26 protein-coding genes are annotated in these 26,025 nt (G+C 74.4%); 16 read left to right on the top strand and 10 right to left on the bottom strand.

Going from position 1 to position 26,025, the window contains the following annotated elements; genetic code table 11:
* Window positions 1-183 precede the first annotated feature (183 nt).
* Window positions 184-741 (top strand): hypothetical protein, encoded by a 558-nt coding sequence (locus AC0OLQ_RS34375; RefSeq protein WP_484532505.1) that lies wholly within the window; start codon window positions 184-186, stop codon window positions 739-741.
* A gap of 8 nt (window positions 742-749) precedes the next feature.
* Here the strand turns inward: AC0OLQ_RS34375 and AC0OLQ_RS34370 are convergent, their stop codons facing one another.
* From AC0OLQ_RS34370 to AC0OLQ_RS34340, 7 genes are read right to left on the bottom strand one after another with little or no spacing between them, the layout of a single operon-like run.
* Complete coding sequence (locus AC0OLQ_RS34370) at window positions 750-1,349, bottom strand: hypothetical protein (protein WP_484529581.1); 600 nt, start codon at window positions 1,347-1,349, stop codon at window positions 750-752.
* Between the two features lie 13 nt (window positions 1,350-1,362).
* A complete protein-coding gene (locus AC0OLQ_RS34365; RefSeq protein ID WP_484529580.1) occupies window positions 1,363-2,538 on the bottom strand; it encodes a M23 family metallopeptidase in 1,176 nt (391 codons plus the stop codon).
* Window positions 2,535-3,095: a hypothetical protein gene (locus AC0OLQ_RS34360; RefSeq protein WP_484529579.1), complete on the bottom strand. Its 561-nt coding sequence runs from the start codon at window positions 3,093-3,095 to the stop codon at window positions 2,535-2,537. The genes AC0OLQ_RS34365 and AC0OLQ_RS34360 overlap by 4 nt, the downstream gene beginning before the upstream one ends.
* Window positions 3,092-5,023, bottom strand: a complete 1,932-nt coding sequence (locus AC0OLQ_RS34355; RefSeq protein ID WP_484529578.1) for an MFS transporter — start codon at window positions 5,021-5,023, stop codon at window positions 3,092-3,094. Before AC0OLQ_RS34355 ends, AC0OLQ_RS34360 begins: the two co-directional genes overlap by 4 nt.
* Window position 5,024: 1 nt before the next feature.
* On the bottom strand, window positions 5,025-8,486 hold the full coding sequence (locus AC0OLQ_RS34350) for an ATP-binding protein (protein ID WP_484529577.1): 3,462 nt from the start codon (window positions 8,484-8,486) through the stop codon (window positions 5,025-5,027).
* A gap of 49 nt (window positions 8,487-8,535) precedes the next feature.
* Window positions 8,536-8,898 (bottom strand): hypothetical protein, encoded by a 363-nt coding sequence (locus AC0OLQ_RS34345; protein ID WP_091317037.1) that lies wholly within the window; start codon window positions 8,896-8,898, stop codon window positions 8,536-8,538.
* A gap of 13 nt (window positions 8,899-8,911) precedes the next feature.
* On the bottom strand, window positions 8,912-9,226 hold the full coding sequence (locus AC0OLQ_RS34340; RefSeq protein ID WP_151465372.1) for a hypothetical protein: 315 nt from the start codon (window positions 9,224-9,226) through the stop codon (window positions 8,912-8,914).
* Window positions 9,227-9,587: 361 nt separating this feature from the next.
* On the opposite strand from AC0OLQ_RS34340, the gene folP reads away from it, so the two are divergent.
* From folP to AC0OLQ_RS34305, 7 genes are all read left to right on the top strand, one after another.
* The gene (gene folP, locus AC0OLQ_RS34335) at window positions 9,588-10,454 is read left to right on the top strand and encodes a dihydropteroate synthase (RefSeq protein ID WP_357334084.1); all 867 of its coding nucleotides are present in this window, start codon (window positions 9,588-9,590) and stop codon (window positions 10,452-10,454) included.
* A gap of 53 nt (window positions 10,455-10,507) precedes the next feature.
* Window positions 10,508-10,867 carry a dihydroneopterin aldolase gene (gene folB, locus AC0OLQ_RS34330; protein WP_357334087.1) on the top strand — a complete coding sequence of 120 codons (360 nt, stop codon included), beginning with the start codon at window positions 10,508-10,510 and terminating at the stop codon, window positions 10,865-10,867.
* Entirely contained in the window at window positions 10,864-11,391 is a 528-nt protein-coding gene (gene folK / locus AC0OLQ_RS34325) for a 2-amino-4-hydroxy-6-hydroxymethyldihydropteridine diphosphokinase (protein WP_357334089.1), read from the top strand. Before folB ends, folK begins: the two co-directional genes overlap by 4 nt.
* Before the next feature lie 61 nt (window positions 11,392-11,452).
* Complete coding sequence (locus AC0OLQ_RS34320) at window positions 11,453-11,941, top strand: DUF3180 domain-containing protein (RefSeq protein ID WP_484529576.1); 489 nt, start codon at window positions 11,453-11,455, stop codon at window positions 11,939-11,941.
* Window positions 11,942-12,059: 118 nt separating this feature from the next.
* Complete coding sequence (locus AC0OLQ_RS34315; RefSeq protein ID WP_484529575.1) at window positions 12,060-13,280, top strand: ABC transporter permease; 1,221 nt, start codon at window positions 12,060-12,062, stop codon at window positions 13,278-13,280.
* A 71-nt stretch (window positions 13,281-13,351) separates the two neighbouring features.
* A complete protein-coding gene (locus tag AC0OLQ_RS34310) occupies window positions 13,352-13,654 on the top strand; it encodes a hypothetical protein (RefSeq protein WP_484529574.1) in 303 nt (100 codons plus the stop codon).
* A gap of 81 nt (window positions 13,655-13,735) precedes the next feature.
* A complete protein-coding gene (locus tag AC0OLQ_RS34305) occupies window positions 13,736-14,236 on the top strand; it encodes a hypothetical protein (protein WP_357334097.1) in 501 nt (166 codons plus the stop codon).
* Window positions 14,237-14,354: 118 nt separating this feature from the next.
* On the opposite strand, the gene AC0OLQ_RS34300 is transcribed toward AC0OLQ_RS34305, so the two are convergent.
* Window positions 14,355-15,341, bottom strand: coding sequence for an ABC transporter ATP-binding protein (locus AC0OLQ_RS34300; RefSeq protein WP_484529573.1), 987 nt, complete (start codon window positions 15,339-15,341; stop codon window positions 14,355-14,357).
* A 2-nt stretch (window positions 15,342-15,343) separates the two neighbouring features.
* On the opposite strand from AC0OLQ_RS34300, the gene AC0OLQ_RS34295 reads away from it, so the two are divergent.
* The 4 genes from AC0OLQ_RS34295 to AC0OLQ_RS34280 all read left to right on the top strand — a co-directional run bounded on the left by AC0OLQ_RS34295 (window position 15,344) and on the right by AC0OLQ_RS34280 (window position 19,981).
* Window positions 15,344-16,030 carry an ABC transporter permease gene (locus AC0OLQ_RS34295; RefSeq protein ID WP_484529572.1) on the top strand — a complete coding sequence of 229 codons (687 nt, stop codon included), beginning with the start codon at window positions 15,344-15,346 and terminating at the stop codon, window positions 16,028-16,030.
* Window positions 16,027-16,749: an ABC transporter permease gene (locus AC0OLQ_RS34290; RefSeq protein WP_484529571.1), complete on the top strand. Its 723-nt coding sequence runs from the start codon at window positions 16,027-16,029 to the stop codon at window positions 16,747-16,749. The genes AC0OLQ_RS34295 and AC0OLQ_RS34290 overlap by 4 nt, the downstream gene beginning before the upstream one ends.
* A gap of 156 nt (window positions 16,750-16,905) precedes the next feature.
* Window positions 16,906-17,910, top strand: a complete 1,005-nt coding sequence (locus tag AC0OLQ_RS34285) for a glycine betaine ABC transporter substrate-binding protein (RefSeq protein WP_357334106.1) — start codon at window positions 16,906-16,908, stop codon at window positions 17,908-17,910.
* 145 nt (window positions 17,911-18,055) lie between these two features.
* The gene (locus AC0OLQ_RS34280) at window positions 18,056-19,981 is read left to right on the top strand and encodes a hypothetical protein (RefSeq protein ID WP_484529570.1); all 1,926 of its coding nucleotides are present in this window, start codon (window positions 18,056-18,058) and stop codon (window positions 19,979-19,981) included.
* Window positions 19,982-19,992: 11 nt separating this feature from the next.
* Here the strand turns inward: AC0OLQ_RS34280 and AC0OLQ_RS34275 are convergent, their stop codons facing one another.
* Together AC0OLQ_RS34275 and AC0OLQ_RS34270 are read right to left on the bottom strand one after the other, a co-directional pair.
* Window positions 19,993-21,162: an NADH-quinone oxidoreductase subunit D gene (locus tag AC0OLQ_RS34275; protein ID WP_484529569.1), complete on the bottom strand. Its 1,170-nt coding sequence runs from the start codon at window positions 21,160-21,162 to the stop codon at window positions 19,993-19,995.
* Complete coding sequence (locus AC0OLQ_RS34270) at window positions 21,159-22,397, bottom strand: SAM-dependent methyltransferase (RefSeq protein ID WP_484529568.1); 1,239 nt, start codon at window positions 22,395-22,397, stop codon at window positions 21,159-21,161. The genes AC0OLQ_RS34275 and AC0OLQ_RS34270 overlap by 4 nt, the downstream gene beginning before the upstream one ends.
* Window positions 22,398-22,623: 226 nt before the next feature.
* Here AC0OLQ_RS34270 and AC0OLQ_RS34265 point away from each other — a divergent pair, with 226 nt between their 5' ends.
* The 4 genes from AC0OLQ_RS34265 (at window position 22,624) to AC0OLQ_RS34250 (ending at window position 26,022) form a co-directional block, all read left to right on the top strand.
* The gene (locus tag AC0OLQ_RS34265) at window positions 22,624-23,571 is read left to right on the top strand and encodes a Rossmann-like and DUF2520 domain-containing protein (RefSeq protein ID WP_484529567.1); all 948 of its coding nucleotides are present in this window, start codon (window positions 22,624-22,626) and stop codon (window positions 23,569-23,571) included.
* A gap of 52 nt (window positions 23,572-23,623) precedes the next feature.
* The gene (gene panC, locus AC0OLQ_RS34260; protein ID WP_484529566.1) at window positions 23,624-24,472 is read left to right on the top strand and encodes a pantoate--beta-alanine ligase; all 849 of its coding nucleotides are present in this window, start codon (window positions 23,624-23,626) and stop codon (window positions 24,470-24,472) included.
* A gap of 36 nt (window positions 24,473-24,508) precedes the next feature.
* A complete protein-coding gene (gene panD, locus AC0OLQ_RS34255) occupies window positions 24,509-24,937 on the top strand; it encodes an aspartate 1-decarboxylase (RefSeq protein ID WP_107078331.1) in 429 nt (142 codons plus the stop codon).
* Between the two features lie 191 nt (window positions 24,938-25,128).
* The gene (locus AC0OLQ_RS34250) at window positions 25,129-26,022 is read left to right on the top strand and encodes a septum formation family protein (protein ID WP_484529565.1); all 894 of its coding nucleotides are present in this window, start codon (window positions 25,129-25,131) and stop codon (window positions 26,020-26,022) included.
* Window positions 26,023-26,025 lie beyond the last annotated feature (3 nt).

Here is a 26,025-nt window from a genome sequence, read left to right as displayed (position 1 = left end):
CTGTGACGGTATCCCAGCCGGGGGCCGACCTCCGGGATGTCGGTCGGCGCGGTGCCCGGCTCGGCGGTGAGCAGCCTCACCCGCCGGCCCGCCAACCGGACCGTGCGGCGGTTCGCCACTATCCGCCAGTTCTGAGGCATTGGGTACGCGCCGCGCAGCCGATAGCCTCAGGAGGTGGAATCAGTGCAGCCCCCCGCCGGTTCCCAGGTCTCCCGCGTACCGGCGCAGCGGACCCCGCCCGAGCAGTTGGCGCCGCCCGCGCCCGCCCCGGCGCCGGTCCGCCCGAAGCGGCGGCTGCGCACCGTCCTCGCCGTGGTCGCCGGGGTGCTGGCGCTGGTCTGTGCCGGCGGAGCCGTCGTCGGCTTCGTGCTGTACGACCGCGCTACCGCGCCCGACCGCAGCGCCCCGGACGTGGTGGTGGACAACTACCTCCGGGCGCTACTGGTGGACCGCAACGACACCAAGGCGCAGGAGTTCGCCTGTCCGGACCGAACGGACGTCGGCGACCTTCGCGCACTTCGTGACGATCTAGTTGCGCGGGAGAAGAGATTCGACACGGCGATCTCGGTGAGCTGGGGCGCGCTCAACGCCAAGCAGTCCGGTGATGTGGCCGTGGTCGAGGTTGATCTCATCATCTCGGCCCACGTCGACGGGATCTCGCAGAGCGATCGGCAGGGCTGGCGGTTCGAGACGCGGCGGAGCGACGGCTGGGGAGTCTGCGCGGCCGAGCGCACCGGGTGAGGCCGGTCCTACTCCAGCCACAGCAGGTGCACCGGCACCTCCAATGTGGTCGGCGCCTGGCCGCGCCAGGCCCAGCGGTACCACTCCAGCTCCGGGGTCACCCGGACGCAGATGTCCCCGTCGGCGCCCGAGTAGGTCTCGGTGACCGCGCGCAGGTCACGCTGCTCCGTCGCCCCGGTTACGTGCACCACGCGCCGATCGGTGACCGAGTCGGCCTCGAAGACCGGGGTGGGCGGGCGCCGGGTGGGCGCGTCGAGCGAGACGAGCCGAATGCCCGACTCGGTCGGGCCGGCACTCGCCCGCCGCTCACCGATCGTCTCCACCCAGACCCGCTCCACCGGCACCAGCGGCGCGAAGACCTCCACCTGCTCGGACTCGGCGCGGTACCACTCGTGCTCCGGGATGACCGGCACGTAGGTCCGGCTGCCCTGCACCACCCGCTCGTCGGCGCGCAGGTCACCGCGCCAACCGAGGCCCGGCAGGCCGACCAGCACGCGCCGGCCGCGCAGCTCGATCCGGCCGGTGGCCGGGACGATCTCGACGGGGCGGGGTGGCAGCGGAGCCCAGTCGGGCTGGTCCGCGAAGGGGTCGGGTAGCGGGTTGTTCATGGGCCGGTACGCCTCACGCGGTCCCGTCCACCGGAGCGCCCCGCTCGCGCATGAACGGCACCGGGTTGATCGCGCCCCGGCTGGAGCGGTCGCCGTCCACGTGCACCTCGAAGTGCAGGTGCGGACCGGAGGAGTTGCCGCTGGTGCCGGAGAGGCCGATCTCCTCGCCCGCCTCCACGAGCTGGCCCGGCACCACCCGGGGCCGCTCGATCATGTGGCAGTAGCGGGTGATGTAGCCGCCGGCGTGCAGGATGTCGACGAACCAGCCGCAGCCGCCCTTGCCCGGCCAGCCGTCCCGGTTACAGTCCCGCCGCCCCGAGCGGTCGGGGTCGCAGCGGGCCACCAGCACCCGGCCCGCCGAGGCGGCGTGGATCGGGGTGCGCTTTTCCGCGTCGAGGTCGACCCCGTTGTGGCTGGGACGCTCCGCGGTGCGGAAGCCGGAGACCACGCCCCCGGGCAGCGGCGCGGTCCAACCGGAGGCGGCGATCCGGGCCCCGGCGGCGGCGTCGCAGACCGCCTTGCCGGCGATCTCGACGGTCCGGGCGGCCCCGCCGGCCAGCGCGTCCACGATCCGGCCGGCCAGGTCCTCGTGCTTGGCGTAGGCGTCCGGGAAGGCACTGACCTGCACCCGCTGCGCCACCACGGTCAGCGGCCGCTGCTGCCAGTTCCGCACCTTGATCATCTTCTCGTAGAACTTCCGGGCCGCGTACGCGGGCGTCATCCGCTGCTGGACGCTGCCCCACCCGGGTCGCTGCTGGAACAGGCCGAGCGAGTCGTGGTCGGCGCCGACGCCCTCGTGCGGCAGGGCCAGCGACGCGCGCACGCTGCTGTTGGCGAGGTTGCGCAGCCCGGACTCCTGCATCGCGGTGGCCAGCGCGATCACCCAGCCGCGGGCGGGCACCTTCATGTCCTGCCCGACCTTGATGATGACGGCGGCGTTGCGGAGCTGGCCGTCACCGTACTCGGTGAAGCGCGGCATGTCCCCGGTGAGATTCACCTGGTAGGCCGGGTCGCAGGCCAGGCCGGCGAGCACGCCGTCCTTCTGGTCGCCGCCCAGTTCGGTGAGGAGGAAGGCGCCCGCGCCGCCGACGCAGCAGAGCAGGGTGAGCACCGTGGTGACCGCGGTGACCAGCACGCCGACCCGCAGCTTGCGGCGGACCGGCGCGGTGCCACCGGACGCGGCGCTCACGGCCGCTCCCAGTCGACCGCGTCCACCAGCCACGACCCGTCCGGGGCCACCAGTTCGAGCCGGAGCCGGCCGTCGTCGAGCGGGACCAGCGCCTCCACGAAGGACTCGGTGCGGGGCCGGAGGGTCACCGCGCCGGTCATCCGGCGGGCCGGCACGGTCTCCGGGTCGGCACCGGTCATCTTCTCGATGAGCGCGGGCGTGGAGAGCGGCCGCAGCCGGGCCTGCCAGGCCTCGCCGCTGCTGCCCGGGCCGGTCAGCCAGGCGGTGGTGAACCGGCTCGCGGTCTGCTCGGGGGTGGCCTCGCCCGGTCGGGTCTTCGGGGAGACCGCCGCCGGCGGGCTCGCCAGCACCCCGTCGTCACCGGCATGCGGGTCCACGGTGCTGATCGGTTGGCTCGGGCGGGTGCTCAGGCCGGTGGTCGTGTCGACCGGACCGGAGACCAGCCGGGCCGCGCCGATCACGCCGAAGACCAGGACGGCGATCACCAGCGCCACGCCGAGCCGGGACCGGAGTACCCGGGTGACCAGGAATTCCAGCGCCCGCCGCACCGGGCTCACCGCGCCTCGGAGCGGACCCGCGGCGTCGGCTTCGGCGCCGGGGTGCGGTCGGCCGAGTCCGGCCGGTAGACGGCGAAGGAGGGTGCCTCCTCGGGCACGTCGGGCCCGGTCCAGCCCGCCGGCTGGCGGCGGGGCCGGGGCGCGGCGCCGCGGCGCCCGGACCGGGACTCGGTCGCCTCCTCGGGGCGCCCCCGCCCGTCGGGCCGGTCCCGTTCGATCGCCGTGACGGTGTGCGCCGGGTCCTCGTGCCGGGCCTCCGGCCGGAGGCTGCGCTGGTCGGCCGGCACGCCGCGCCGCCGCCCCATCGCCGGCTCGGCGGTGCCGCCCGGCTCGGCCACGTCGAGACGGGCCGCGATGCGCATGTCCCGGAAGAACCGCCGGTGCCAGGAGCCGGCCGAGCTGACCGCCTCGCTGCTGTCCTTGCCGCCGAGCTGGGTGATCCGCCGGTAGGGGCGGAGCAGCAGCCAGCCCACCACACCGCAGAGCCAGACCAGGACCACCTGGAGCCAGCCGGGGAGAGTGGGAGTGTTCATGATCAGATCCACCGCGAACAGGTAGATGGCCGCGCCGGTGCCGAAGATGGCGATGTTGAAGACCGCGGCGACCACCGCGTTCGCCAGCCGCCGGAGCCCGGCGCTGGCCGGGCGCATCAGCCCGACCGTGCCCAGGATCGGCGCGGCGATCACCGCCCAGCGGAAGATCAGGAAGCCGAGCAGCACCAGCAGTGAGGCGGTCAGGTCGAACATCGCGAAGAGCAGAGAGGCCAGCACGGCGATGAAACCGGCCCCGATCCGGTCCATGTCCCGGACGCCCTGGAGGTACTCGTAAGCCTCCGGATCCTCCGACTTGATCTGCTCGGCCACCCGGGCCCACTGCTGCTGCTTGGCCTTGATGGTGGCCTCGCGCGTCGCCGGGTTCTGCCGGAGCTTCTCCGCCTCCTCCCAGGAGAGGGACTTGGCGTCGTAGAGCGCCGGGCCGTACTTCTTGGCGGTCTCACTGTCGGCCGAGCCGAGGACGCCGCGCAGCCAGTTCCGGTAAAGCATGGTTTCGGTCGCGGTGTCGCTGGCACGGACCGCGGGCGGGCGCTTGTCGACACAGGCGTCCCGGTTCGGCAGGGCGCACTTGTCCGGGGGAATGTCCCTGGACGCCGGACCGACGGCGTCGTGCACCACGCCGAGGGTGGTGATCAGGGTGTTGTCGGCGATATTCGCCGACTTGACCGGCCAGGCGGCCAGGGCGGTCACCGCCACCATCACCAGAATCGCCCAGCCGGCCGTGGTCATGGCGTTGCTCATGTCCGACTGGCGCGACCGCCAGAGCAGGTAGAGGCCGACCACGCAGATGGTGATGATGCCGAAGACGCTGAACACCTTCTGGTAGACGGCCTTGGTGGCCTGCTCGACCAGCGGGTCGGCCCAGCGCCACATCGTCCGCGGGTCCCAGGCGCGCTCGCGCAGCGCGTTCGAGGCGCCGATGATCGCGTTGGCGAACATGAACTCGCCGTTCGCGACCATGGTCGTGAAGCGGTAGTCCGGATGCAGGACCGAGGACGCGCAGCCGCCGTCGACGTCGTACGTGGTGTAGCTGTACCCGGCGTACCCGTAGTCGCTGTAGAGGCCCTTGGGGCCGGGCTGCTTGGCGGAGGCGGGGCGGGAGGCGAACCAGCCGGCCAGGCCGGAGTCCGGCGCGGCGGGCACGGGCGCGTTGCGGCACTCGACCTGGTCCTCGCTGACCGCCTTGAGCTTGGCGACGCAGGCGCGGAAGTCGGCCTGCCACTCCTTGGTGCTGCACAGCTCGGCCCGGGCCTGGGCGGCCGGCACGGCGGCGTACGCGGGTGTCGCCCCGACCAGCGGCCAGGCGATGGTGGCCCCGGCCAGTACGCCGAGCGCGAGGAGGAGCGCCGCGATCCGTGCCCGGGCCCTCGCCATGTCACGCCTCCAGATCAGCCAGGACGGTCGGTAGCTGCCCGGCGGCCTGGGCGACCGCGGCGGGGGTGGTGTCCAGGTGCTCCAGCAGCCCGTCGACGTACGACACGTCGACCCGGACCTTCTGCACGCGCCCGTCGACGTCGCGCATGACGAACTCGCGGAAGCCGAGCCGGGCGGCCGAGCCGCTGTCGGCCTGGGACAGCGAGGCGAGGGTGGCCTCGTAACCGTCGTTGACCGGCACGCGGAGCAGCCGCAGCGCCTCGGAGGCGATCTCGGTGTCCTCGGCGATCCGGCCCACGAAGACGGTGGAGACCAGGTTCTGCACGTCGAGACCGAGGATGTCCTTCGGGTTCTGCGAGGCGACCAGCGCGGCCAGGTTCCACTTGCGGGAGTCGCGGGCGAGGCGGACCAGGAACGACCGGCCGGAGCGCCAGCCCTCCATGAAGTGCGCCTCGTCCAGGCCGACCAGCTTTCGGGAGGACATCGAGCCGCCGTAGCAGCGGCGGACGGCGAGCCGGTGCGCGGTGTGCAGCATCGGCAGGGCCAGCGCCTCCTCGGCCGACCAGTACTCGCGCTCGATCTTGAGGTCGGGCAGCCGGAGCCCGGCCATGGTGATCACGGTGAGCGCCGCGTCGGCGCCGAGCAGCCCCTCCGGCGGCCGGCCGAAGAAGAGCATGGCCAGCGGCATCTCGGCGGTGTCGAGGAGCAGGTTGGCCAGCTCGCGGCCGGCGTCGTCGTCCAGCCCCTGGAGGCAGGCGACCACGTCGTCCAGGGTGGAGGTCTCCTCGGCCGGCACCTGGCGTACGGCGTGCCGGAACAGGGTCGCGGTGGACGCCTCCCGGGCCACCTGCGGCGGCACCAGCATCATGCAGATGTCCTGCACCAGCATCCGGCGCTCGGCGCGTGCGTTGGAGACCGCGATCTCGAACTCCCGGTCGCCGGGCGCCCCGGCGCCGAACTCGCTGCGCAGCGGGGTCGGGATCAGCGCGTACGGGGCCAGGGTGCCCTGCTCCGAGCCGGTCAGGTTGAGCACCCGCGAGTACGGCTTCAGCTCGGGCATGGCGCAGAGCCGGGCCAGCGGGCCGGACGGGTCGAGCAGGGTCACCTGCACGCCGCGCCGGGCGGACAGGTAGCCGAGCGCGCCGAGCAGGGTGGACTTGCCACCGCCCGGCTCGGCGACGAAGACGGCGAGGCCGGAGCGCTCGCGTACCTCCATCGGGAAGTGCAGGTCGAGGAAGACCGGGCGCCGGCAGGTGCCCGCGGTGCGGCCGATCAAGTCACCGCGCCGGTCGCCGACCGTGGAGGCGGCCTGCGGCAACGCGGCGGCGAGCAGGTTGACCGGCATCCGCCGGACGTAGCCGGTGTTGGCGATCGGCTCGCCCGGGATGAACTCGCGGGCCAGCCAGTCCTGGTTCTTCGGGTGCTGGAGCGAGATGCGCAGCTCCCGCGAGTAGAGCTGGATGAGCCGGCGGGCCCGTTCCAGGCACTCCTCGCGGGTCCGGCCGCCGACCGCGATCCGGTGCCAGCCGTGCGCGCGGGCCGAGTCCACGGGCAGGCCCGTGGTCATCTCGTCGCCGATCACCAGCGCCCGCTTGGCCAGGCGCTCCAGCTCGGGCGGGGCGTCGATGCCGTGCTCGGCGTAATCGAGCTGCTGGGAGCGGATCATCCGGAGCCGGTGTTCGAGGTTCCGGAAGGAGTCGCCGGGACCGAGGATGTCGACCCGGGTGGAGAGCTCCATCGGCCACGGCAGCCGCTCGTGGAAGTGCAGCCAGGGCTCGTGCCGCTCGGGGATCTCCAGTGGTTCCATCCGGCCGACCGCGAGCACGGCGACGTGCCGCTCCTCGCCGGTCATCCGGTTGACCAGCTTGACCGTGGAGCCGTACGGGGTGCGGTAGCGCTCGACCTGCTCGGTGAGGGCCAGCAGGTCGCCGCGTTCCCACCGGCCGTTGGTGATCGGGGAGAGCACGCCGGGCGGTGCCATGCAGAGCGCCACCGAGCGGTAGAGCAGCCACTCCAGTTCCTGCGCGGTGACCCGGCGGCCGCGCATGCCGAACGCGCCGAGCACCTCGTCGAACTGCTCGACGGTGCGGCCCAGCCGGCGCCGCTCGCCGTCGGCGGTGCCCCGGCCGAAGGTGCGCAGCAGGCGCTCGGTGAGCGAGTCGCCGAGCGACCGGCGGGCGAAGGTGACGCCGAGGTAGGTCTGCCCCTCGGCGTGGTTGACGGCCATGAGGTGCCGCTGCGCGGCGACCAGGTGGTCGGCCCAGCCGGTGGTGCCGGGCACGTCGGGCAGTGGGGCGGCGGTGTGCGCGTCGATGGCGCGGGCCCACTCGTCGGCCGGGAAGGGCCGGGTGGTGCGGCGCAGGTGCAGCCGGAAGCCGGCCAGGCCGGCGTACTGCTCGGAGATCGCGGAGAGCAGCGCCTCGCGCTCGGCGTCGGGGCGGAAGGCCCAGCGCACCTCGGGCAGCCAGTACCAGGCGGTGACCGTGTTGGGGGTGAAGGTGAGGTGGCCGGCGATCTCGGTGATGGCCAGCTCGACCGCGGGGTCGCGGTCACTGAACTTGATCTTCGGGGCCCGGACCGGCTTGGCGGGCCTGCCGCTGCGCTCCGGGGACCGCTGCCGGGGCGGTGCCACCTCGCGGCTGGGCGGCGGGGCCACCTCGCGGGTCGCCGCGGCCGCCACCTCGCGCCCGTTCGGCCGGGCCGGCTCGGCCCGCCGCCGGTCGGCCCGGCGGCCGGGGCGCTCGACCGGAGCCTCGGGCTCGGTCGGGTCCGGCTCCACGGTGGACCGGAGCGCCGGGAGCCGGTCGCCGACCTGGTGCGGCACCCGGGTACGGGTGGCCGGCGCCGGTTCGAGGGCGGGCCGCTCCGGCGGTGCGGGGGCGGCGTACGTCGCCGGGCGGGCGGCCTCGGGCGCCTCGCGCGGCCGGCCCACCGGACGGACGCCCGGCAGGTTCTCCCGGAGTCGGGCGGCCGGCGGCTCGTCCTCGGGCAGGGCTGGCGGCAGGGCCGGCTCCACCGGCTCGACCGGAGCGGCGTGCTGGTGCGGGATCGGCGGGGCCGGCTCTGCCGGAGCGGAGTGCTGGTGCGGGATGGGCAGCGCCTCCCGGCCGACGCCACGCCGGGGCGGCGCCACCACCGGTTCCACCGGGGCCGGCGAACCGGCGGGCGGGATCGCCGGCCGGCGGGCCCGGGGCTGCGCGCCACCGAAGAGGTCGAGGAAGGGGGAGTCGATGTCACCGCTGTCGGCGACCACCGGTTCCCGCTGCTCGGCGCCGCGCGGGGCCAGCGGCCGGGGCGGCTGGAAGACCCCGACGCGACCGTGGTGCGGGCTGGTCACCAGGGCCGGGTCGAGGGCGGCCTCGTCCAGCTCCTCGTCCGGTGGGTAGTCGAACGATCGCGCACGGTTACCGTAGGGCCCGGCCGGACGTCCGGCCGGGGAACCCGGCGTGGAAGAGCGACTCATGCGACCGCCTCACCCGCGTCGTTCGTCTGCGCCGTCGGCGTACGCCCGGTCATGCCAGTTCCTCCCGGATCCTGATCCGGCTCGCGACGAGGCGCGGGTCGCGCAGCTCGGCGGCCGGCTCCCGGGTGCGTCGCCAGTCGGTCAGCGCGGTCCGGATGACCATGCGCGCCGGCCGGTCCGGGTCGACGTACCGGAAGATGAACGAGGTCGTCACGATGGCGAGCGAGATCTCCCAGGCGGGAAAGAGCTCGACCTGGAGCGTGAACAACCAGTGGATGAACATGTAGAGGGGTACGAGCAGCATGAACAGGCCGTACTGGGCGTACGGCAGGTGGACGGGAAGGGTGTACCCGGGCGGCCCCAGGTAGACGAGGCGTGCCCGGTAGATGTCGTCGTCGGTGCGCAGCCGCATCGTCGCCCAACGCCTATTCGAAGATCAGGTTGATCAGGTAGTCGCCGACGAAGAACAGCGTGGCGGCGCCGGCGATGAAGGCCAGCCCGATGATCGCGATGGCCGAGCTGGTCAGCACCTTGGAGATCTCGCCCCGGCTGGCCCGGCCGATGAAGATCACGCCGAGCACCGCCAGCAGGATCGGGGCGATCTTGCTGGCGAAGAAGGAGACGACATTGTTGGTGTCGATGCCCTTGGGAGCCGGCTCGGCGAGTGGAGTCGACGCCAAGGTGTGGAGCGCGTGGTCGACGGCGGCGGACGCCGTCCCCATGAGCTCGATGGCGATCACTGGAAAACCTCCCCAAGGTCGCGGCCGGCGGCGCCGCGGTGGTGCACGTGGGCAAAGCCTGGCGGGATGGTGCTCGTACCACACAGCGTCGACGACGCTGGGTTCGTCACCCACCACGGAGGGTGGTGAGTATTGGGGGGATTGGTCCCGCTTCGGCCCTCCCTCCAGGCTTCGCCATCTCAATGCTGGGCAATTCCAAAGCGTACGGCCCGGTTACCTTTGCGACAACCCGCGAAGAGTCGACCCGGAACGGACCTGACGACCGATCGTACACCTGTTCCAATCCGCACGTCAGAGGCGTCGTCCGCCGGGGTCGCCCGGGCCGCCGGACGCCCTGCTGGTGACCGGTACTGTCGGGGCCGTGACCGATCTGGTACGGGCGGAGACCCCGGTGGTGATGGGCGTCCTCAACGTCACGCCCGACTCCTTCTCCGACGGCGGCAGATACGCCGACCTCGACGCCGCCGTCGCACACGGAGTGCGACTGCGCGCGGCCGGCGCCGACCTGGTCGACGTGGGCGGCGAGTCCACCCGGCCGGGCGCCGACCGGGTCGACGCGGAGACCGAGACCGCCCGGGTGCTGCCGGTGATCCGCGAGCTGAGCGCCGCCGGCATCCCGGTCAGCATCGACACCAGCCGGGCCCGGGTGGCCGAGGCCGTCCTCGCCGCCGGTGCCGATGTGGTCAACGACGTCTCCGGTGGCCTCGCCGACCCGGACATGGCCCGGGTGGTCCGCGACGCCGGCTGCCCCTGGGTGCTCATGCACTGGCGGGGCCACTCGCGCGAGATGCGGGACCTGGCCCGCTACACCGACGTGGTTGCCGACGTGCGGGCCGAGCTGAGCCGGCGGGTCGATGAGGCGCTGGCCGCCGGGGTGGCCGCCGACCGGATCATCGTCGACCCGGGGCTGGGCTTCGCGAAGACCGCCGCGCACAACTGGGAGCTCAGCGCCCGCCTGCCCGAGTTGGTCGACCTCGGCTTCCCGGTGCTGTTCGGGGCGAGCCGCAAGTCCTACCTGGGCCGGCTGCTCGCCGACGCGGACGGCAACCCCCGCCCCACCGCCGAACGGGAGGCGGCCACCGTCGCCACCAGCGTCCTCGCCGTGGCGGCCGGCGCCTGGGGGGTACGCGTGCACGACGTCCAGGGCACCGCCGACGCGCTCGCCGTCTGGCGGGCGACCGGCCGCCCGCGCCTGGCCCGGCCCACGGGAGACGAGGGAAACCGATGAGCGCAGGGAACGAGCTTGCGAGTCCCGCGGTCGCGAATGAAAGGGGGGCTCTGATGAGCGACCGGATCGAGCTGACCGGCCTGCGCGCGCACGGCCGGCACGGCGTCTACGACTTCGAACGCGCCCAGGGGCAGGAGTTCGTGGTCGACGCGGTGCTCGAACTCGACCTGGCCCCGGCCGCCGAGTCGGACGAGGTGACCGACACCGTGCACTACGGCGAGCTGGCCGAGAAGCTGGTCGCCGTGGTCACCGGCGAGCCGGTCAACCTGATCGAGACGCTCGCCGACCGGCTGCTCGCCGTCTGCCTGGCCGAGCCGCTGGTCGCCGCCGCGACGGTCACCGTGCACAAGCCGGAGGCCCCGATCCCGCACGCCTTCCGGGACGTGGCGGTGACGATGCGGCGTACCCGATGACCCGGGCCGTGCTGTCGATCGGCAGCAACCTGGGCGACCGCCTCGCCCACCTGCGCGCCGCGGTCGCCTCGTTCGGCGACGCCGTGCTGGTCGTCTCCGGTGTCTACGAGACTCCACCGTGGGGGGACGCCGACCAGCCCGCGTACCTCAACGCGGCGCTGCTGGTCGGGGACCCGGCGGCGACCCCGCGCGACTGGCTGGCGCGGGCCCGGGCCGCCGAGGCGGCGGCCGGTCGCACCCGCGACCCGGAGCGGCGGTTCGGGCCGCGCACCCTCGACGTGGACGTGATCGCGGTCTGGGACGCCGCCGGGGAGCCGGTGCTCAGCGCGGACCCGGAGCTGACTTTGCCGCATCCCCGGGCCCACCTGCGCGCCTTCGTGCTGCGGCCGTGGATCGACATCGAGCCGCACGGCCGGCTGCCCGGGCACGGCTGGCTGACCGACCTGCTCAACGCCGAGCCACTCGCCTCCGACGCGCTGGAACTCAGTCCGCGCCCCGATCTGGCGTTAGAGTCGGACACATGACCCTGTGGAGCCGGACGGCATGAGCCAGGCGCAGTCCCCGCGCGACCCCCACCGTTTCCGGATGGGTCCGACCCGGATCTCCACGCTGGTGGTGGCCGCCCTGGCCGCCGCCGCGCTGGCCTGGCTGCTGATCAGCACCTTCTACTACGAGATGGCCCCCGACCTGCCCTGGCTGCCGGTGGTCACGCTGGCCGGCCTGGCCGTGCTCGAGGCGTACGCGGCGGTCAACACCCGAGGGCGGATCGAGCGCCGCCCCGGGCGGGACCCGGTGAACGCGCTGCTGGTCGCCCGGTTCGTGGTGCTGGCCAAGGCGTCCGCCCTGGCCGGGGCCATCTTCGCCGGCTTCTACGCCGGGCTGACCGCCTGGCTCTTCGTGGAGCGGACCAACGCCGCCATGAGCGACCGGCCGGCCGGCGGGGCCGGCCTGCTCGCCTCGCTCGCCCTGGTCGCGGCGGCGCTCTGGCTGGAGCGGTCCTGCCGGGTGCCCGAGCAGGAGGACGACGAGGATCGCGAGCCCGGCGACCGGGAGACTCCGCGCGGCCGGCTCTGATCAGGGGTTCCCAGCACCTCCCCCCGCAGGTACCGTGCCTGGCGACCGGAGAGCAACGGCCGCCGCCGGTCCGCCCGAGCGTCGGACCGCACCGCCGGCCATGTGGGAGGCGCGGGCCATGGGGTACGACGAGACGGGCCGGAACGCGCCGGCGGAGGCGTCGTCCGGCGTGCCCGCGACGGTGTTGGAGAACGTCTTCGACGACCCCTCCCACGGCGAGCCCGGCCGGGACCGGATCGCCGTGCACGTGGTCTGGGAGTTCCTGCTGCTGGCCGGGCTGATCGCGGTGACCTGGCTGCTCTGGCGCGAAAACGCCGACGCGCTGCGCGGCGGCGCGCTGAAGACGCTGCTGGTCGACGTGGCCGGCCTCGGGCTGCTCACCCTGGCCGCCGGGCTCAGTCTGCGGGCCGCCGCGGTCAACCTGACGATCGGCCCGGTCGCCGTGGCCGCCGCGCTGCACTTCGCCGAGCAGGGCGACCGCGGGATACGGGAGGCGCTGCTCCCGGCGCTGGTGGTGGCGGCGCTCGGCGGGCTGGCGCTGGCAGTGGCCGTGGTGCTGCTGCACGTGCCTGCCTGGGCGGCCAGCCTGGCCGGCGCGGCCGGCGTCATCGTGTACATCGAGCGGCGGACCACCCCGATCGTGGTCCAGGGCGGCTACGACCCCCGACGCACTGCCCTCTACCTCTTCCTCGGCTTCGCCGCGGTGGCCGTCCTCGGCGGGCTCTTCGGTGCGATCAAACCGGTCCGCCGGCTGGTCGGGCGATTCCGGCCGGTCGCCGACCCGGCCCGACGGCGGGGCGCCGTGGCCGCCACGGTGACCGCGCTGGCGCTGATCGGCTCGACCGTCCTGGCGGTGCTCGGCGGGGTGCTCATCGCGGCGAACGGGGACGGGCCGGTGGCGCCCGTCACCGGGCTCGACTGGTCGGTGCTGGCGATCGGCGCGGTGATGCTCGGCGGCACCAGCGCGTACGGCCGCCGGGGCGGGATCTTCGGCTCCCTGTTGGCGGTCTGCACGGTGGAGGTCTTCCTGGCCTGGGCCGTGGCGCAGGACTGGGAGATCAGCCGGTGGGCGGTCGGCGGGGCCACGCTCGGCGCCGGGCTGCTGGTCACCCGGCTGGTCGAGACGTTAGGCCGGCCGCGACCGGCGCCGCCGGGGGCGGTTCCGACCGGGCCGAGCGGCGACGGCACGATCAGCACCGGCTGGGCGCTGACCCCGCCACCGGAGCCGGCCGACGCCTGGCCGTCGGTGCTGCCGGTCCGCACCACCGACACCGTCGACTCGTGGGAGTCGCCGCGCTGGGAGAGCGAACCGCGGCGCTGGGACGCCGGGGACCGCTGACCCGGGCCCGACCGGCCTCGGCGTCGCGTCCGGCGGGTCCGGAGCTGATCTCGCCGGTTAGGCTCGGCGGCATGACGCACACTCCTGCCCCCGGCGGCCGCACCTTCGACGAGCTGGACAAGCTCTCCACCGAGGAACTGCGCGAGCAGGCGTTCCACCTGGCCCGGGAGCGTCGCGACGTCGAGTTCTTCTGGTCGGTGCTGCGGCACATGCCCAACGCGGACGAGGCCTCGGTCCTGGACGGCGCCCCCAACTCGGTCGGGCCGATCATCGACGAGGCCAACGCCCTGTGGCGGGAGATGACCGGGCACGGCTACGAGGAGTCCGCGCCGCTGCTGCGGGCCGCCTTCATCGACTACCTGCTGAAGCACTAGGCGATGACCACCCGCCGACCCTCGGCGGTTTCACGGGTACGCAGGTTTGCCCGGCGCGGTGGGCCGGGAACTGACCGCTCCATGGCCCTCACCAACCGCCCCCGCACCATCAGCGCGTACGGCACGGCCGCCGGCACCGGCACCCTCGCCGTGCTCCTGCTCGTGGCGGTCTGCGGCAGCCCGACGTACGTGGGCTGGGTGCAGGGCCACACCGACCCGACCGGGGCCGGCGGCTGGTTCCTCCGGCTGCTGGCCTGGCCGGCCTGGCGACTGCACGCCGACGACCCGTCGCAGGGCGTGCTCGCCACCAACCTGCGGGCGATCCTGCTGATCGTGCTGGCCGCGGCGCTGCTCTACGTGCTGCCCGGCCCACAGGTGGCCCGGGTGGAGAGCTCCGCCAGCCAGTTCTTCTCCGGCTGGGGGGCCTACGCCCTGGCCGCCGGCTGCACGGCCCTGCTGGCCACCCTCCTCGGGCCGCACGGCTCGCTCTTCGCCGCCTTCCAGGCCGCCAGCACCGGAGTCACCTACGGCTTCTTCGCCGGCTGGATCGTCGGCCTGGCCAGCCTCGGCGGCCGAGCCTGATCGCTGGATCGTCGGCCTGGCCAGTCCGGTCCGCCCGGCGCGGCCGAGCCTGACCGCTGGATCGTCGGCCTGGCCAGGCCGGTCCGCCCGGCGCGGCCGAGCCTGACCGCCTGAGCGGTCAGTCTAGCACGCCGAGACCCAGCACCCGGGCCCGGGTGAGCAGTCCCACCGGCCGGCCGTCCTCGGTGACCACCGCCTGCTCGGCGCCGGAGGTGAGCAGCCCGCCCAGCGCGTCGTACGCCGAGCCGCCCAGCGGCACGGTCGGCAGGCCGGCCCCGCCGTCGGCCGGGAGCGGGTCGAGCACCTCACGGGTCAGCGGGGTGACCGCGAGCCGGCGGATGCCGCGGTCGGCTCCGACGAACTCGCGGACGAACGGCGAGGCGGGCGACCCGAGCAGGGCGGCCGGGGTGTCGTACTGCTCCAGCCGGCCGCTCTGGGAGAGCACCGCGATCCGGTCGCCCAGCCGGACCGCCTCGTCGAGGTCGTGGGTGACCAGCACGATGGTCTTGCGGACCTCGGCCTGCAGCCGGAGGAACTCCTCCTGGAGCCGGGTCCGGACGATCGGGTCGACGGCCGAGAACGGCTCGTCCATCAGCAGCACCACCGGGTCGGCGGCGAGCGCGCGGGCCACCCCGACCCGCTGCCGCTGCCCGCCGGAGAGCTCGTGCGGGTAGCGGCGGCCGAACTGCCCCGGGTCGAGGCCGACCAGCTCCAGCAGCTCGTCCACCCGGGCGCGGGTCCGCTCCCGGGGCCAGCCGAGCAGCCCGGGCACGGTGGCCACGTTGGCGGCGACGGTCTGGTGCGGGAAGAGGCCGACGTTCTGGATCACGTAGCCGATCCGGCGACGCAGCGTGACCGGGTCGACCTGGGTGACGTCGTCGTCGCCGAGCAGGATTTGCCCGCCGGTGGGCTCGATCAGCCGGTTGATCATCCGCAGCACGGTCGACTTGCCGCAGCCGGACGGGCCGATCAGCACGACGAGCTCGCCGGCCTTGACCTCCAGGCTCAGCTCCCGCACCGCCTCCGTGCCGTCCGGGTAGCGCTTGCGGATGCGCTCCAGCGTGATCGAGGCCGCGCCCTGTCCGGCGCCCGGGGTAACGTCCACGTGTGTCCCTCCACCTGAGCTACCGGGCCGCGCCGGGTAACCCATGGTTCTCCTGGCAGTACGTGCGGGACAACTCTGACACGATCCTGGCGGCGCTGCGTGAGCACACCTGGCTGACCGCCCGGGCGGTGCTGATCGCGGCGCTGGTGGCGCTGCCGCTCGCGGTGGCCGCCTACTGGTTCCGCTCGCTGGCCGCGCCGATCCTGGCGCTGACCGGGGTGCTCTACACCATCCCGTCGCTGGCGCTGTTCGCCTTCCTCGCGCCGTACCTGGGCATCGGCGCGATCACCGTGCTCACCGTGGTGGCGCTCTACGCGCTGCTGGTCATCGTGCGCAACGTGCTGGCCGGGCTGAACCAGGTGCCGCCCGAGGTGCGGGAGGCCGCCGAGGGCATGGGATACGGCCGCTGGGGCCGGCTGTTCCGGATCGAGCTGCCGCTGGCGCTGCCCGGCATCCTCACCGGCTTACGCCTGGCCACGGTCTCCACGGTGGCGCTGGTCACAGTGGGGGTGGTGGTCGGCCGCGGCGGCCTCGGCCAGCTGATCTTCGCCGGCTTCCAGAACAACTTCTACAAGGCGCAGATCATGACCGGCACCGTGCTCTGCGTGCTGCTGGCGCTGGTGCTCGACCTGGTCCTGGCCGGCGTCGGCCGGTTGCTCACCCCCTGGCTGCGAGGGCGGAGCTCATGAACCCGGTGCAGCAGGCGGTCGTCTGGCTGAACGACCCGCTGAACTGGACCAACCCGGGCGGCGTCCTGGACCGGCTGGGCGAGCATCTGAGCATGTCGGCGCTGGCGGTGCTGCTCGGCTGCCTGGTGGCCTGGCCGATCGGGCTCTGGCTCGGCCACACCGGCCGGGGCGGTGGCCTGGTGCTGCTGGTGTCCAACGTCACTCTCGCCATCCCGACCCTGGCCCTGCTGACCATCCTGCCGCTGACCTTCCTCGGCTTCGGCCGGCCGGCGGTGGTGGTCGCGCTCGCGGTCTTCGCGGTGCCGCCGCTGCTGGCCAACGCGTACACCGGGGTGCGGCAGGCCGACCCGGAGGCCCGGGACGCGGCGCGCGGGATGGGGCTCTCCGGCGGGCAGGTGCTGCGCCGGGTGGAGTTGCCGCTCGCGGTGCCCTACCTGGCGGCCGGGTTCCGCACCGCCGCCGTCCAGGTGGTGGCCACCGCGGCGCTGGCCTCGTTCGTCAACGGCGGCGGGCTCGGGCAGATCATCCGGGCCGGTTTCGGACTGGACATCGCGGCCGGCGGCGGCCAGATCGTCGCCGGCGGCGTGCTGGTGGGCGGGCTGGCGCTGCTCGTCGAGGGGGTGCTGGCGGTGGTCGAGCGCCTGGTCACGCCGCGCCCGCTGCGCCGGGTCCGGCGGGCGGTGAACCGCCGCGCGGCCGACGCCACCGCCGGCGCCTGAGTCCCCCGGGATGACGATCCGGTGACGAATCCGGCTCAGAATTTGTCGGTGCGGGCTGGAAGATATTGGCTGGAGTCGCGGGCGTTCGATCGGATCGCCCGTCGGACACGCGGCCGGCCCTGACGGGTCGCGCCGGGACACGGAAGGCGGGCATTGATGCACGCACGTTCAAAGCTGGCCGTGGGGGCGCTCGGCGTCCTCGCCGCGGCGAGCCTCCTCACCGGCTGCGGCAACGCCGGTTCCTCCGGCACCGACGCGCCCGAGCAGGGTGCCTCCGGGGCCGGTTGCGCCCCGGTGGCGGGTGACAAGCTGGTCGTCCTCACCGACGACAAGAAGCTCCAGAACACCGACAACGTCATCCCCGCGATCAACGCGAAGGCGGCCACCCCGCAGCTCGTCGCCGCGCTCGACAAGGTCTCCGCGAAGCTCGACACCCCGAAGCTGATCGAGCTGAACCGGGCGGTCGACGTCGACCGGAAGACGCCGCAGGTCGCGGCGAAGGAGTTCGCCGACGCCAACGGCGTGACCGACGGCGTCGAGAAGGGCCCCGGCGGCCAGGTGACGGTCGGCGCCGGCAACTTCAGCGAGAGCCAGACCATCGCCGAGCTCTACAAGATCGCGCTCACCGCGGCCGGCTACCAGGTCAAGGTGCAGACCATCGGCAACCGCGAGCTCTACGAGCCGGCCCTGGAGAAGGGCCAGGTCCAGGTCGTCCCCGAGTACGCGGCGACCATGGCCGAGTTCCTCAACACCAAGGCCAACGGCAAGGACGCCCAGCCGGTCTCCTCGCCGGAGCTGGACAAGACGGTCGGCGCGCTGAAGGCGGCCGGCGACAAGGTCGGCATCAGCTTCGGCCAGCCCGCCCAAGCGCAGGACCAGAACGCGTTCGCCGTCACCAAGGCGTTCGCCGACAAGTACCAGGTCGCCACCCTGTCCGACCTGGCGGCCAAGTGCTCCGGCACGGCCACAGTGCTGGCCGGCCCGCCGGAGTGCCCGCAGCGGCCGAAGTGCCAGGCCGGGCTCGTCGAGGTCTACGCCTTCAAGGCCGGCTCGTTCAGCTCGCTCGACGCGGGTGGCCCGCAGACCAAGAACGCCCTGAAGACCGGCGCCGCCAGCGTCGGCCTGGTGTTCTCCTCCGACGCCGCGCTCGCCGCGAGCTGACCACCACCGTCGCGCCGGCGGGCCACCTCGGCTCGCCGGCGCGACGGGGCAGCCGTGGCCGGGCGGGAAGTCCTGGTCACCGCCCCTTACATCGATGCTTTCGGCCCGTTCCCTACCGGGGCAACTCTCGGTAGTCTGCTCAGCCATGCCCGCCTCGGTCGCCCCCGCCGAAAACCGCAGCCCCGCGCTGCTGACCATCCTGTTCTGGATCGGAGTGGGGCTCGCGCCCCTGGCGGCGCTCATCCTGCTGGTCGCCGACGGCAACGGCCCGCTCCGGTTCGGCGCCGTGCTGGCGATCCTGGCCGTGGTGCTGATCGGCCTCTCCATCGCGCTGCGGGCCGAGAGCGGCGGCGGGGCGGCCGGCGCCGAGGAACTGCGCGCGGAACTCGAGCAGCTCCGCCGGGAGTTGCGCGGCGAGATCGTGGCCGCCGCCCAGCGCGGCAACCAGGCGCTCGACCAGGCCCACCGGACCCAGGAGTCGGTCACGGCGATGCGCCGCCGACTCGACGCCGCGGCCGCCGGCATTGCCGCCGCCGCGGGCCTTGCCACGTCCGCCACCGACGAGCCCGCCGGTGGCCGCGCCCGCGTGCCGGCCACCGAGCCGCACGAGGAGGGGCGCGCCCGCACCGAGCCGGGCCGGGCGCAGCCCGCCGCCCGGGACGAGGACGATGAAGTCCGCCGCCCCGGCACCCGGTACGGCGCCGACCACGCTGCCGACCGCCCCGGCCAGGGCACCGACCGCCCGCAGGCCGGTGTCTACGGTGCCGACCGGCCCCAGGCCGGCGTCTACGGTGCCGACCGCCCCCAGGCCGGCGTCTACGGCGGCGACCGCCCCCAGACCGGTGTCTACGGCAGTGACCGCCCCCAGACCGGTGTCTACGGCGCACCGCGCACCCCCGAGCCGGAGATCCGTCCGGAGCACCGACAGGTCGGAGTGGTGCACCACACCGAGACCGTGCACGTGACCACCCGGCACACCATCGTGGACGGCGGCGCCGACCCGGCGGGCACCCGGTACGGCGGGTACGCCGGCCGCTGGTCCCCCGCCCCCGAAGAGCGCTCGTGGAGCGGCGCGGAGGCGGAGGAGCCCCGCGCCGGGTACCGGGACTCCGATGACGACCGCGCCCGACCCGGCCGGGACGAGCACTCCTGGTCCGCCCAGGTCGGCGGCGGCTGGTCCGGCCCGGCCGAGGGCTCCCGGCTCGGCGGCTCGTCCGGGCAGGGCGGCGAGCGTTCCTGGTCCGGGTCGGCCGACTCCCGGGACGAGCGCTCCTGGTCCGCGCCCGGCGGTGGGCACCCGTGGGCGGGCGTCGGCCGGGCGTCCAGCGACGACCGGGACCGGCCGGCGCGGGAGGGCGAAGACCGGGGCTGGCCGGCGCGGGAGAGCGATGACCGCGGCTGGGCCGACGACCGGTCCTGGTCGGCGGGTTCGGCCGAGCAACGGTCCCGGCCGGCCGACGACCGGTCCTGGCCGGCGGGGCGCGGCGGCCGCGAGGAGGCGGGCTGGGCCGCTCGACGGGACGAGCCCATCCACACCGGCCAGGGCGACCGGACCGGGCCGGGTGCCTGGGCAGGTCAGGGCGACCGGAGCGGATACGGCGAGCCGCCGGCCGAGGGCTGGGCGGGGACGGACGCCCGCGGCTGGGCGCCGGCCGAGCGGCCCGGCCGGGCAGTGGCCGACGATCCGGACGGTGACTACTGGTCCGAGCTGCGCACCGGCAACCGGTGGGCCGCGGTCCGCGACGACGAGCAGGGCCGGGAGATCCGGGTCGGGGAGCGGCGGGCCGCGGTGCACGCCGACGGCGGCGGCACCGAGTACCGGGTCGAGGACCGCTGGGCCTCCGTCCGTGGCCGGGCCGTTCCCGGCGAGGCCGGCGGCTGGGCGGAGGAGAGCCGGCCGGCGCTCCCGGCCGGCGGGGTGCCGGTGCCCGAGGAGTGGCGGCCCCCGACGCAGCGCAGCGGCCAGCCGGAGTGGCGTCAGGTCGAGCCCGAGCCGGCCCGCTACGGGTACCCGCCGCGCGACGACGCCCCCCGGGCCGGTGGCACCAGCGCCACCGACCGCTGGCGCTGACCGGGCCGCCGCTACTTGTCGATGTCGCCGACCACGAAGAACATCGAGCCGAGGATGGCGATCAGGTCCGGCACCAGGCAGCCCGGCAGCAGGGTGGCCAGCGCCTGCACGTTCGCGTACGAGGCGGTGCGCAGCTTGAGCCGCCACGGTGTCTTCTCGCCCCGGGAGACCAGGTAGTAGCCGTTGATGCCGAGCGGGTTCTCGGTCCAGGCGTAGGTGTGCCCCTCGGGCGCCTTCACCACCTTGGGCAGCCGGGTGTTCACCGGCCCGCTGAGCCGGTCCACCCGGTCCAGGCACTGCTCGGCGAGGTCGAGCGAGACGTACACCTGGTCGAGCAGCACCTCGAACCGGGCGTGGCAGTCCCCGGCGGCCTTGGTGACCACGGGCACGTCGAGCTGGTCGTACGCCAGGTAGGGCTCGTCCCGGCGCAGGTCCAGGTCGAGCCCGGAGGCCCGGGCGACCGGCCCGGAGGCGCCGAACGCGGCGGCGTCGGCCGCCGACAGCACGCCCACCCCGACGGTGCGGGCCAGGAAGATGTCGTTGCGCCGGATCAGGTTGTCCAGGTCGGGCATCCGCCGGCGGACCTCGCCGATCGCCGCCCGGGCCCGCGAGGTCCAGCCGGACGGCACCTCCTCCTTGAGCCCGCCGACCCGGTTGAACATGTAGTGGATCCGGCCGCCGGAGACCTCCTCCATCACCGCCTGGATCGTCTCCCGCTCGCGGAACGCGTAGAACATCGGCGTGATCGCGCCGATCTCCAGCGGGTAGGAGCCGAGGAACATCAGGTGGTTGAGCACCCGGTTCAGCTCGGCGAGCGCCATCCGCAGCCAGATCGCGCGCTCCGGCACCTCCATGCCCATCAGCCGTTCCACGGCCAGCACCACGCCCAGCTCGTTGGAGAAGGCGGAGAGCCAGTCGTGCCGGTTGGCCAGCACGATGATCTGCCGGTAGTCGCGGACCTCGAAGAGCTTCTCCGCGCCCCGGTGCATGTAGCCGACGATCGGCTCGGCGGAGATCACCCGCTCCCCGTCGAGCACCAGCTTGAGCCGGAGCACGCCGTGCGTCGACGGGTGCTGCGGCCCGATGTTGAGCACCATGTCGGTGCCGAGCTGCTCCCCGCCGGCCCCGGTGCCGACGGTCAGTTCGCGGAGGTCGCCGGCGTCGGTGGTCATGTCCGTCATCGTGCCATGAGCGGATCGAGGGCGACGCCGACCGGTTGCAGCAGCCACCAGTGCCCGCCGAGGCCGGCCGGGTCGGTCAGCTCGGCCACCGCCGACGCGGCGGCGAGGGCCCGCAGGTAGCCGGCCGGGTCCCGGGAGGCCAGGCTCAGCGGCGGTCGCCCGCCATCGGCCCCGAGCGCCCGCAGCCCCTCCCGCTGGGAGACCAGGGTGTACGCACACCGCGCGACCCGCTCACCGGCAGAGGCGACCGAGTCGATGGCCACATGCGCCGTCACGTCACACGACCCGTCCGGCACCGGCGCCACCTGCCGCCCACCCCGATACCCGGTCAACGTCCCGTCGACCGGCCGATCACCCCGCAGGTGCCCGTAGTCCACGGCCAACGCCAGCCCTCGGTCGAGGTGGGTCACCGCCGCCGCCCAGGCCTCGTCGCGGGTCCTTCCGATCTCGGCCCGCGCGCCGGTGGGGGGTTCCGGGCGGCCCGACCGGCTCCGGGCGGTCAGGCTTGATCCCTCCGCCGGCCGGGCCGCCCGGAACCCCTCGGTGGTCGCTCCGGTCCCGTCGCCCGCGGCAGGGGACATCCACCGGTCCAGCCAGTCGGCGTCCTCGGCGCTCACCGGTTCGCCGGTCGACTCCTCACCCGTCGCCGGGTCCACCAGCAGGTACCGCCAGCCCTCCGGGGAGTACACGGCGAGGTCCAACGGCACGTTGTCCAGCCATTCGGTGGCCACCAGCAGACCCGTGACGCCCTGCGGGATCTCGTCCACCCACTCGATCTCCACCGGCAGGTCATCGGGTCGGGGCGCCTTCTCGACCGCGATGAGGCGTACCCGCTCGGCCAGCGGAACCGGCGCGGCGGCCAACGACCCGGCGGCGGCCGGCCCGGAAGGCGACGTGCGGGCGGCGGCCGTGGTGGTCAGGGTTTCGGGGGAGCCCGCCCGCGGAGGGATCAAGCCTGACCGCCCAGAGCGGGTGGGCTCCCCCGAAACCCCCACGGCGACCGACAACGACCGCAACAGCTCCCCCCGACCCGCACCGATGTCCACCACGTCGAACCGAGCGGGATGGCCGAGAGCCGCGTCGAGAGAGGCCAGCAACCGAAGCAGACACGAGGCGAACACCGAAGACGCGTGGACGCTGGTGCGGAAGTGGGCGGCCGGCCCCGGGCCGGCGACGAAGAAGCCATCCGGCCCGTAGAGGGCGGTCGACATCGCGTCGCGCCAGCGGAGCGCCATCAGTTCGTTCCTCGTGCCGGGGGCGTCACCGTGCCGACCCTACGGCGGACGGACGGCTGGCGTCTCCGCGACGTGGGCCGGCGTACCAGAAAGGGCCGTTCGGCACCGCCGGAGCGGCCCCTTCGCGCCGTCGGTGAAGGTTTTCACACATGCTTGTTTCGGCTCTGTGGCCCCGGCGCATACTTGCGATCGACCGGTACCCCCTTCGAGGACTGGATCGATTGCCATGAGCGCACCGCTGCGTTCGCGTCCGGCCGCCCCGCACCGGGCCGCCGACGCCTCGCTCGTCTTCCCGCGCACCCTCACGGTCGGTGTGATCGGCGCCGGCCGGGTCGGCGCGGTGCTGGGCGCGGCCCTCGCCGCGGCCGGCCACCGGGTGGTCGCCGCCGCCGGCGCCTCCGGTGCGACCAGGGCCCGGATGGCGCTGCTGCTGCCGGAGACCCCGACCCGCTCCGCGACCGCCGTGGCGCGCGCCGCTACCGACCTGCTGATCGTGGCGGTCCCCGACGACGCCCTCGCCGGCGTGGTGGCCGGCCTGGCCGGTGCCGGCGCGCTCCGCCCCGGCCAGGTGATCGCGCACACCTCCGGCGCGCACGGGCTGGCCGTCCTCGCCCCGGCCGCCGCCGTCGGCGCCCGGCCGCTCGCGCTGCACCCGGCGATGACCTTCACCGGTACGCCGGACGACCTGACCCGCCTCGCCGGCATCTCCTACGGGGTGACCGCCCCGGCCGAGCTGCGCGCGTTCGCCGCCCGGCTGGTGGCCGACCTCGGCGGGGTGCCCGAGTGGGTGGCCGAGGGCGACCGCCCGCTCTACCACGCGGCGCTGGCGCACGGCGCGAACCACCTCGTGACCCTGGTCAACGAGGCCGCCGACCGGCTGCGCGACGCCGGGGTGGACCGGCCGGAGAAGGTGCTCGCCCCGCTCCTGCGGGCCGCCCTGGAGAACGCCCTGCGGCTCGGCGACGACGCGCTCACCGGCCCGGTCTCCCGGGGCGACGCGGGCACCGTACGCCGGCACCTGGAGCGGCTGGCGGCGACCGCGCCGGAATCCGTGCCCCCCTACCTGGCGTTGGCTCGACGGACGGCGGATCGCGCGATCGCGGCCGGCCGGCTGCGGCCGGTCGACGCGGCGCCGCTGCTGGGCGTGCTGAACCGGATCGAGGTGTCGGCGTGAGGGCGAGGAGCCGGTTCTGCGAGCCCCGCAGTCCGGAACTGAGGAGGCACTGGTGACGGAGCTGGTGCACACCCGCAAGGAGCTGGCGGCGGCCCGGGAGGGCCTGACCGGCACGGTGGGCGTCGTGATGACCATGGGCGCGCTGCACGCCGGGCACGAGGCCCTGCTGCGGGCCGCCCGGGAGCGGGCGGACCACGTACTCGTGACGATCTTCGTGAACCCGCTCCAGTTCGGTCCGAACGAGGACTTCGACCGCTACCCGCGCACCCTCGACGCCGACCTGGAGATCTGCCGGCGGGCCGGCGCGGACGTGGTCTTCGCCCCCGCCGTGGCGGACATGTACCCGGAGGGCCAGCCGAAGGTGCGGCTGAACCCGGGCCCGCTCGGCGAGGACCTGGAGGGGCTGAGCCGCCCCGGCTTCTTCCACGGTGTGCTCACCGTGGTCATGAAGCTGCTCCAGCTCACCCGCCCCGACCTGGCGTTCTTCGGCGAGAAGGACTACCAGCAGCTCACCCTGGTCCGGCGGATGGTCCGCGACCTGGACGTGCCGACGGAGATCGTCGGGGTGCCGACCGTGCGGGAATCGGACGGACTGGCCCTGTCCAGCCGCAACCGCTACCTGTCGGCGGAGGAGCGGGTGGCCGCGCTGAGCCTCTCCGCCGCGCTGCGGGCCGGTGCCGAGGCCGCCGACCAGGGCGCGGACGCCGGGGCGGTGCTGGCCACCGCTCACCGGGCCTTCGACTCGGGTACGCCCGGGGCCCGCCTCGACTACCTGGTGCTCACCGACGCCGACCTGGAGCCCGGCCCGGTCTCCGGTGCGGCGCGGCTGCTGATCGCCGCCTGGGTCGGCGCCACCCGGCTGATCGACAACACGGCGATCCACCTCGCCCCGCGTTCCTGACCCCACCACCTCCCTTCGGAAAGGCAAGGCAGCCCCATGCTCCGCACCATGCTCAAGTCGAAGATCCACCGGGCCACGGTGACCCAGGCCGACCTGCACTACGTCGGCTCGGTCACGGTGGACGAGGATCTGCTCGACGCGGCCGACCTCATCCCCGGCGAGCAGGTCGCGATCGTGGACATCACCAACGGCGCCCGGCTGGAGACGTACGTGATCCCGGGGCGGCGGGGCAGCGGCGTGATCGGCATCAACGGCGCCGCGGCGCACCTGGTGCACCCCGGTGACCTGGTCATCCTGATCTCGTACGGGCAGATGGACGACGCCGAGGCGCGCTCCTACCAGCCCCGGGTGGTGCACGTCGACGCCGACAACAAGGTCGTCGACCTGACCGCCGACCCGACCACGGCCGCCCCCGGCACCGCCGGCGACCCCGTCCCCAACCCGCTGGCCGCCGCCCTGAACTGACCCCGCCGCTTTCCCCGCGATCTTGCAGTTGGTGCCCGCCGATCGCCCCGGTTGACCCATTTGTCGGGGCCGCAACTGCAAGATCGGCGAGTGGTGGACGGGCGGGGAGCGCGCTCTGTTACCGGAAGGTCATTTTCGGCTACCCTGGGCGGACCGTCGGAATCGACGGTCGTCGGGCTGGGGGAGGCGCGATGGGCCGTGCGATGCGCAGCCTCGTCGCCGCGGTGGTCGCGGGAGTGGCGCTGGCCGGCTGTGCCTCGTCGGGCGGGCTCGACGGGGATCTCACCGACGACTGGGGCGCCCTGCCGGCGGCCGGCGCGTTCACCCCGGCCGCCGGGGTCTGCCAGGTCGCCGACTTCATCCCCACCGTGGGCCTGTCCGGCTACGACCCGGTCGGCTGTGACCTGCCGCACCGGGTGGAGACGGTGCACGTGGGGGCGTTCACCGTCGAGCGGTCCAGCCCGCCTGGGCTCGCATCGGCCGAGCTGCGGGCCGCCTTCGCCGAGTGCGACACGCGGGCCGGCGGCTACGTCGGCGACAACTGGCGGGCCGGCCGGCTGCGGCTGGCCGTGGCGCTGCCCACCGGCCCCGGCTGGGCGGCCGGCTCCCGCTGGTACCGCTGCGACCTGACCGAGTTGACCACGGTCGAGGCGGCCGCGACCGTGGTGACCCGGACGGGCAGCCTGCGCGACGCGCTCAAGGGGCCGTCCCCGCTGCGGCTGGGCTGCCAGCGCACCGGCCGGGATGCCCGCCGGGTGCAGACCCTCACCCCGGTCGACTGCCGTGCCGCGCACGACGCCGAGTTCGTCGGGGTGTGGGCGGCGCCGGACCGCCCGTACCCGAAGAAGGACGCCGACTGGGTGCCCCTCTACACCGGCTGCAACACTGTCCTGGCGAAGTACGCCGGCGTGCCCGACGACCCGACGCTGCGGTTCCGCAGCGGCGTGGTCGTCCGCCCGCCGGGCGCCGGCCGGTGGGTGGTCGGCGACCGGGGTGTGCGCTGCTACCTCTGGCTCAGCGACCGCACGGTGACCGCCTCGCTCAAGGGGGCCGGCCCGGCCGGTCTGCCGGTCCGGACGAGGTAGCCG

This window comes from Micromonospora sp. Utrum1 (assembly GCF_057197805.1).
This window is presented reverse-complemented; position numbering and strand designations above follow the sequence as displayed.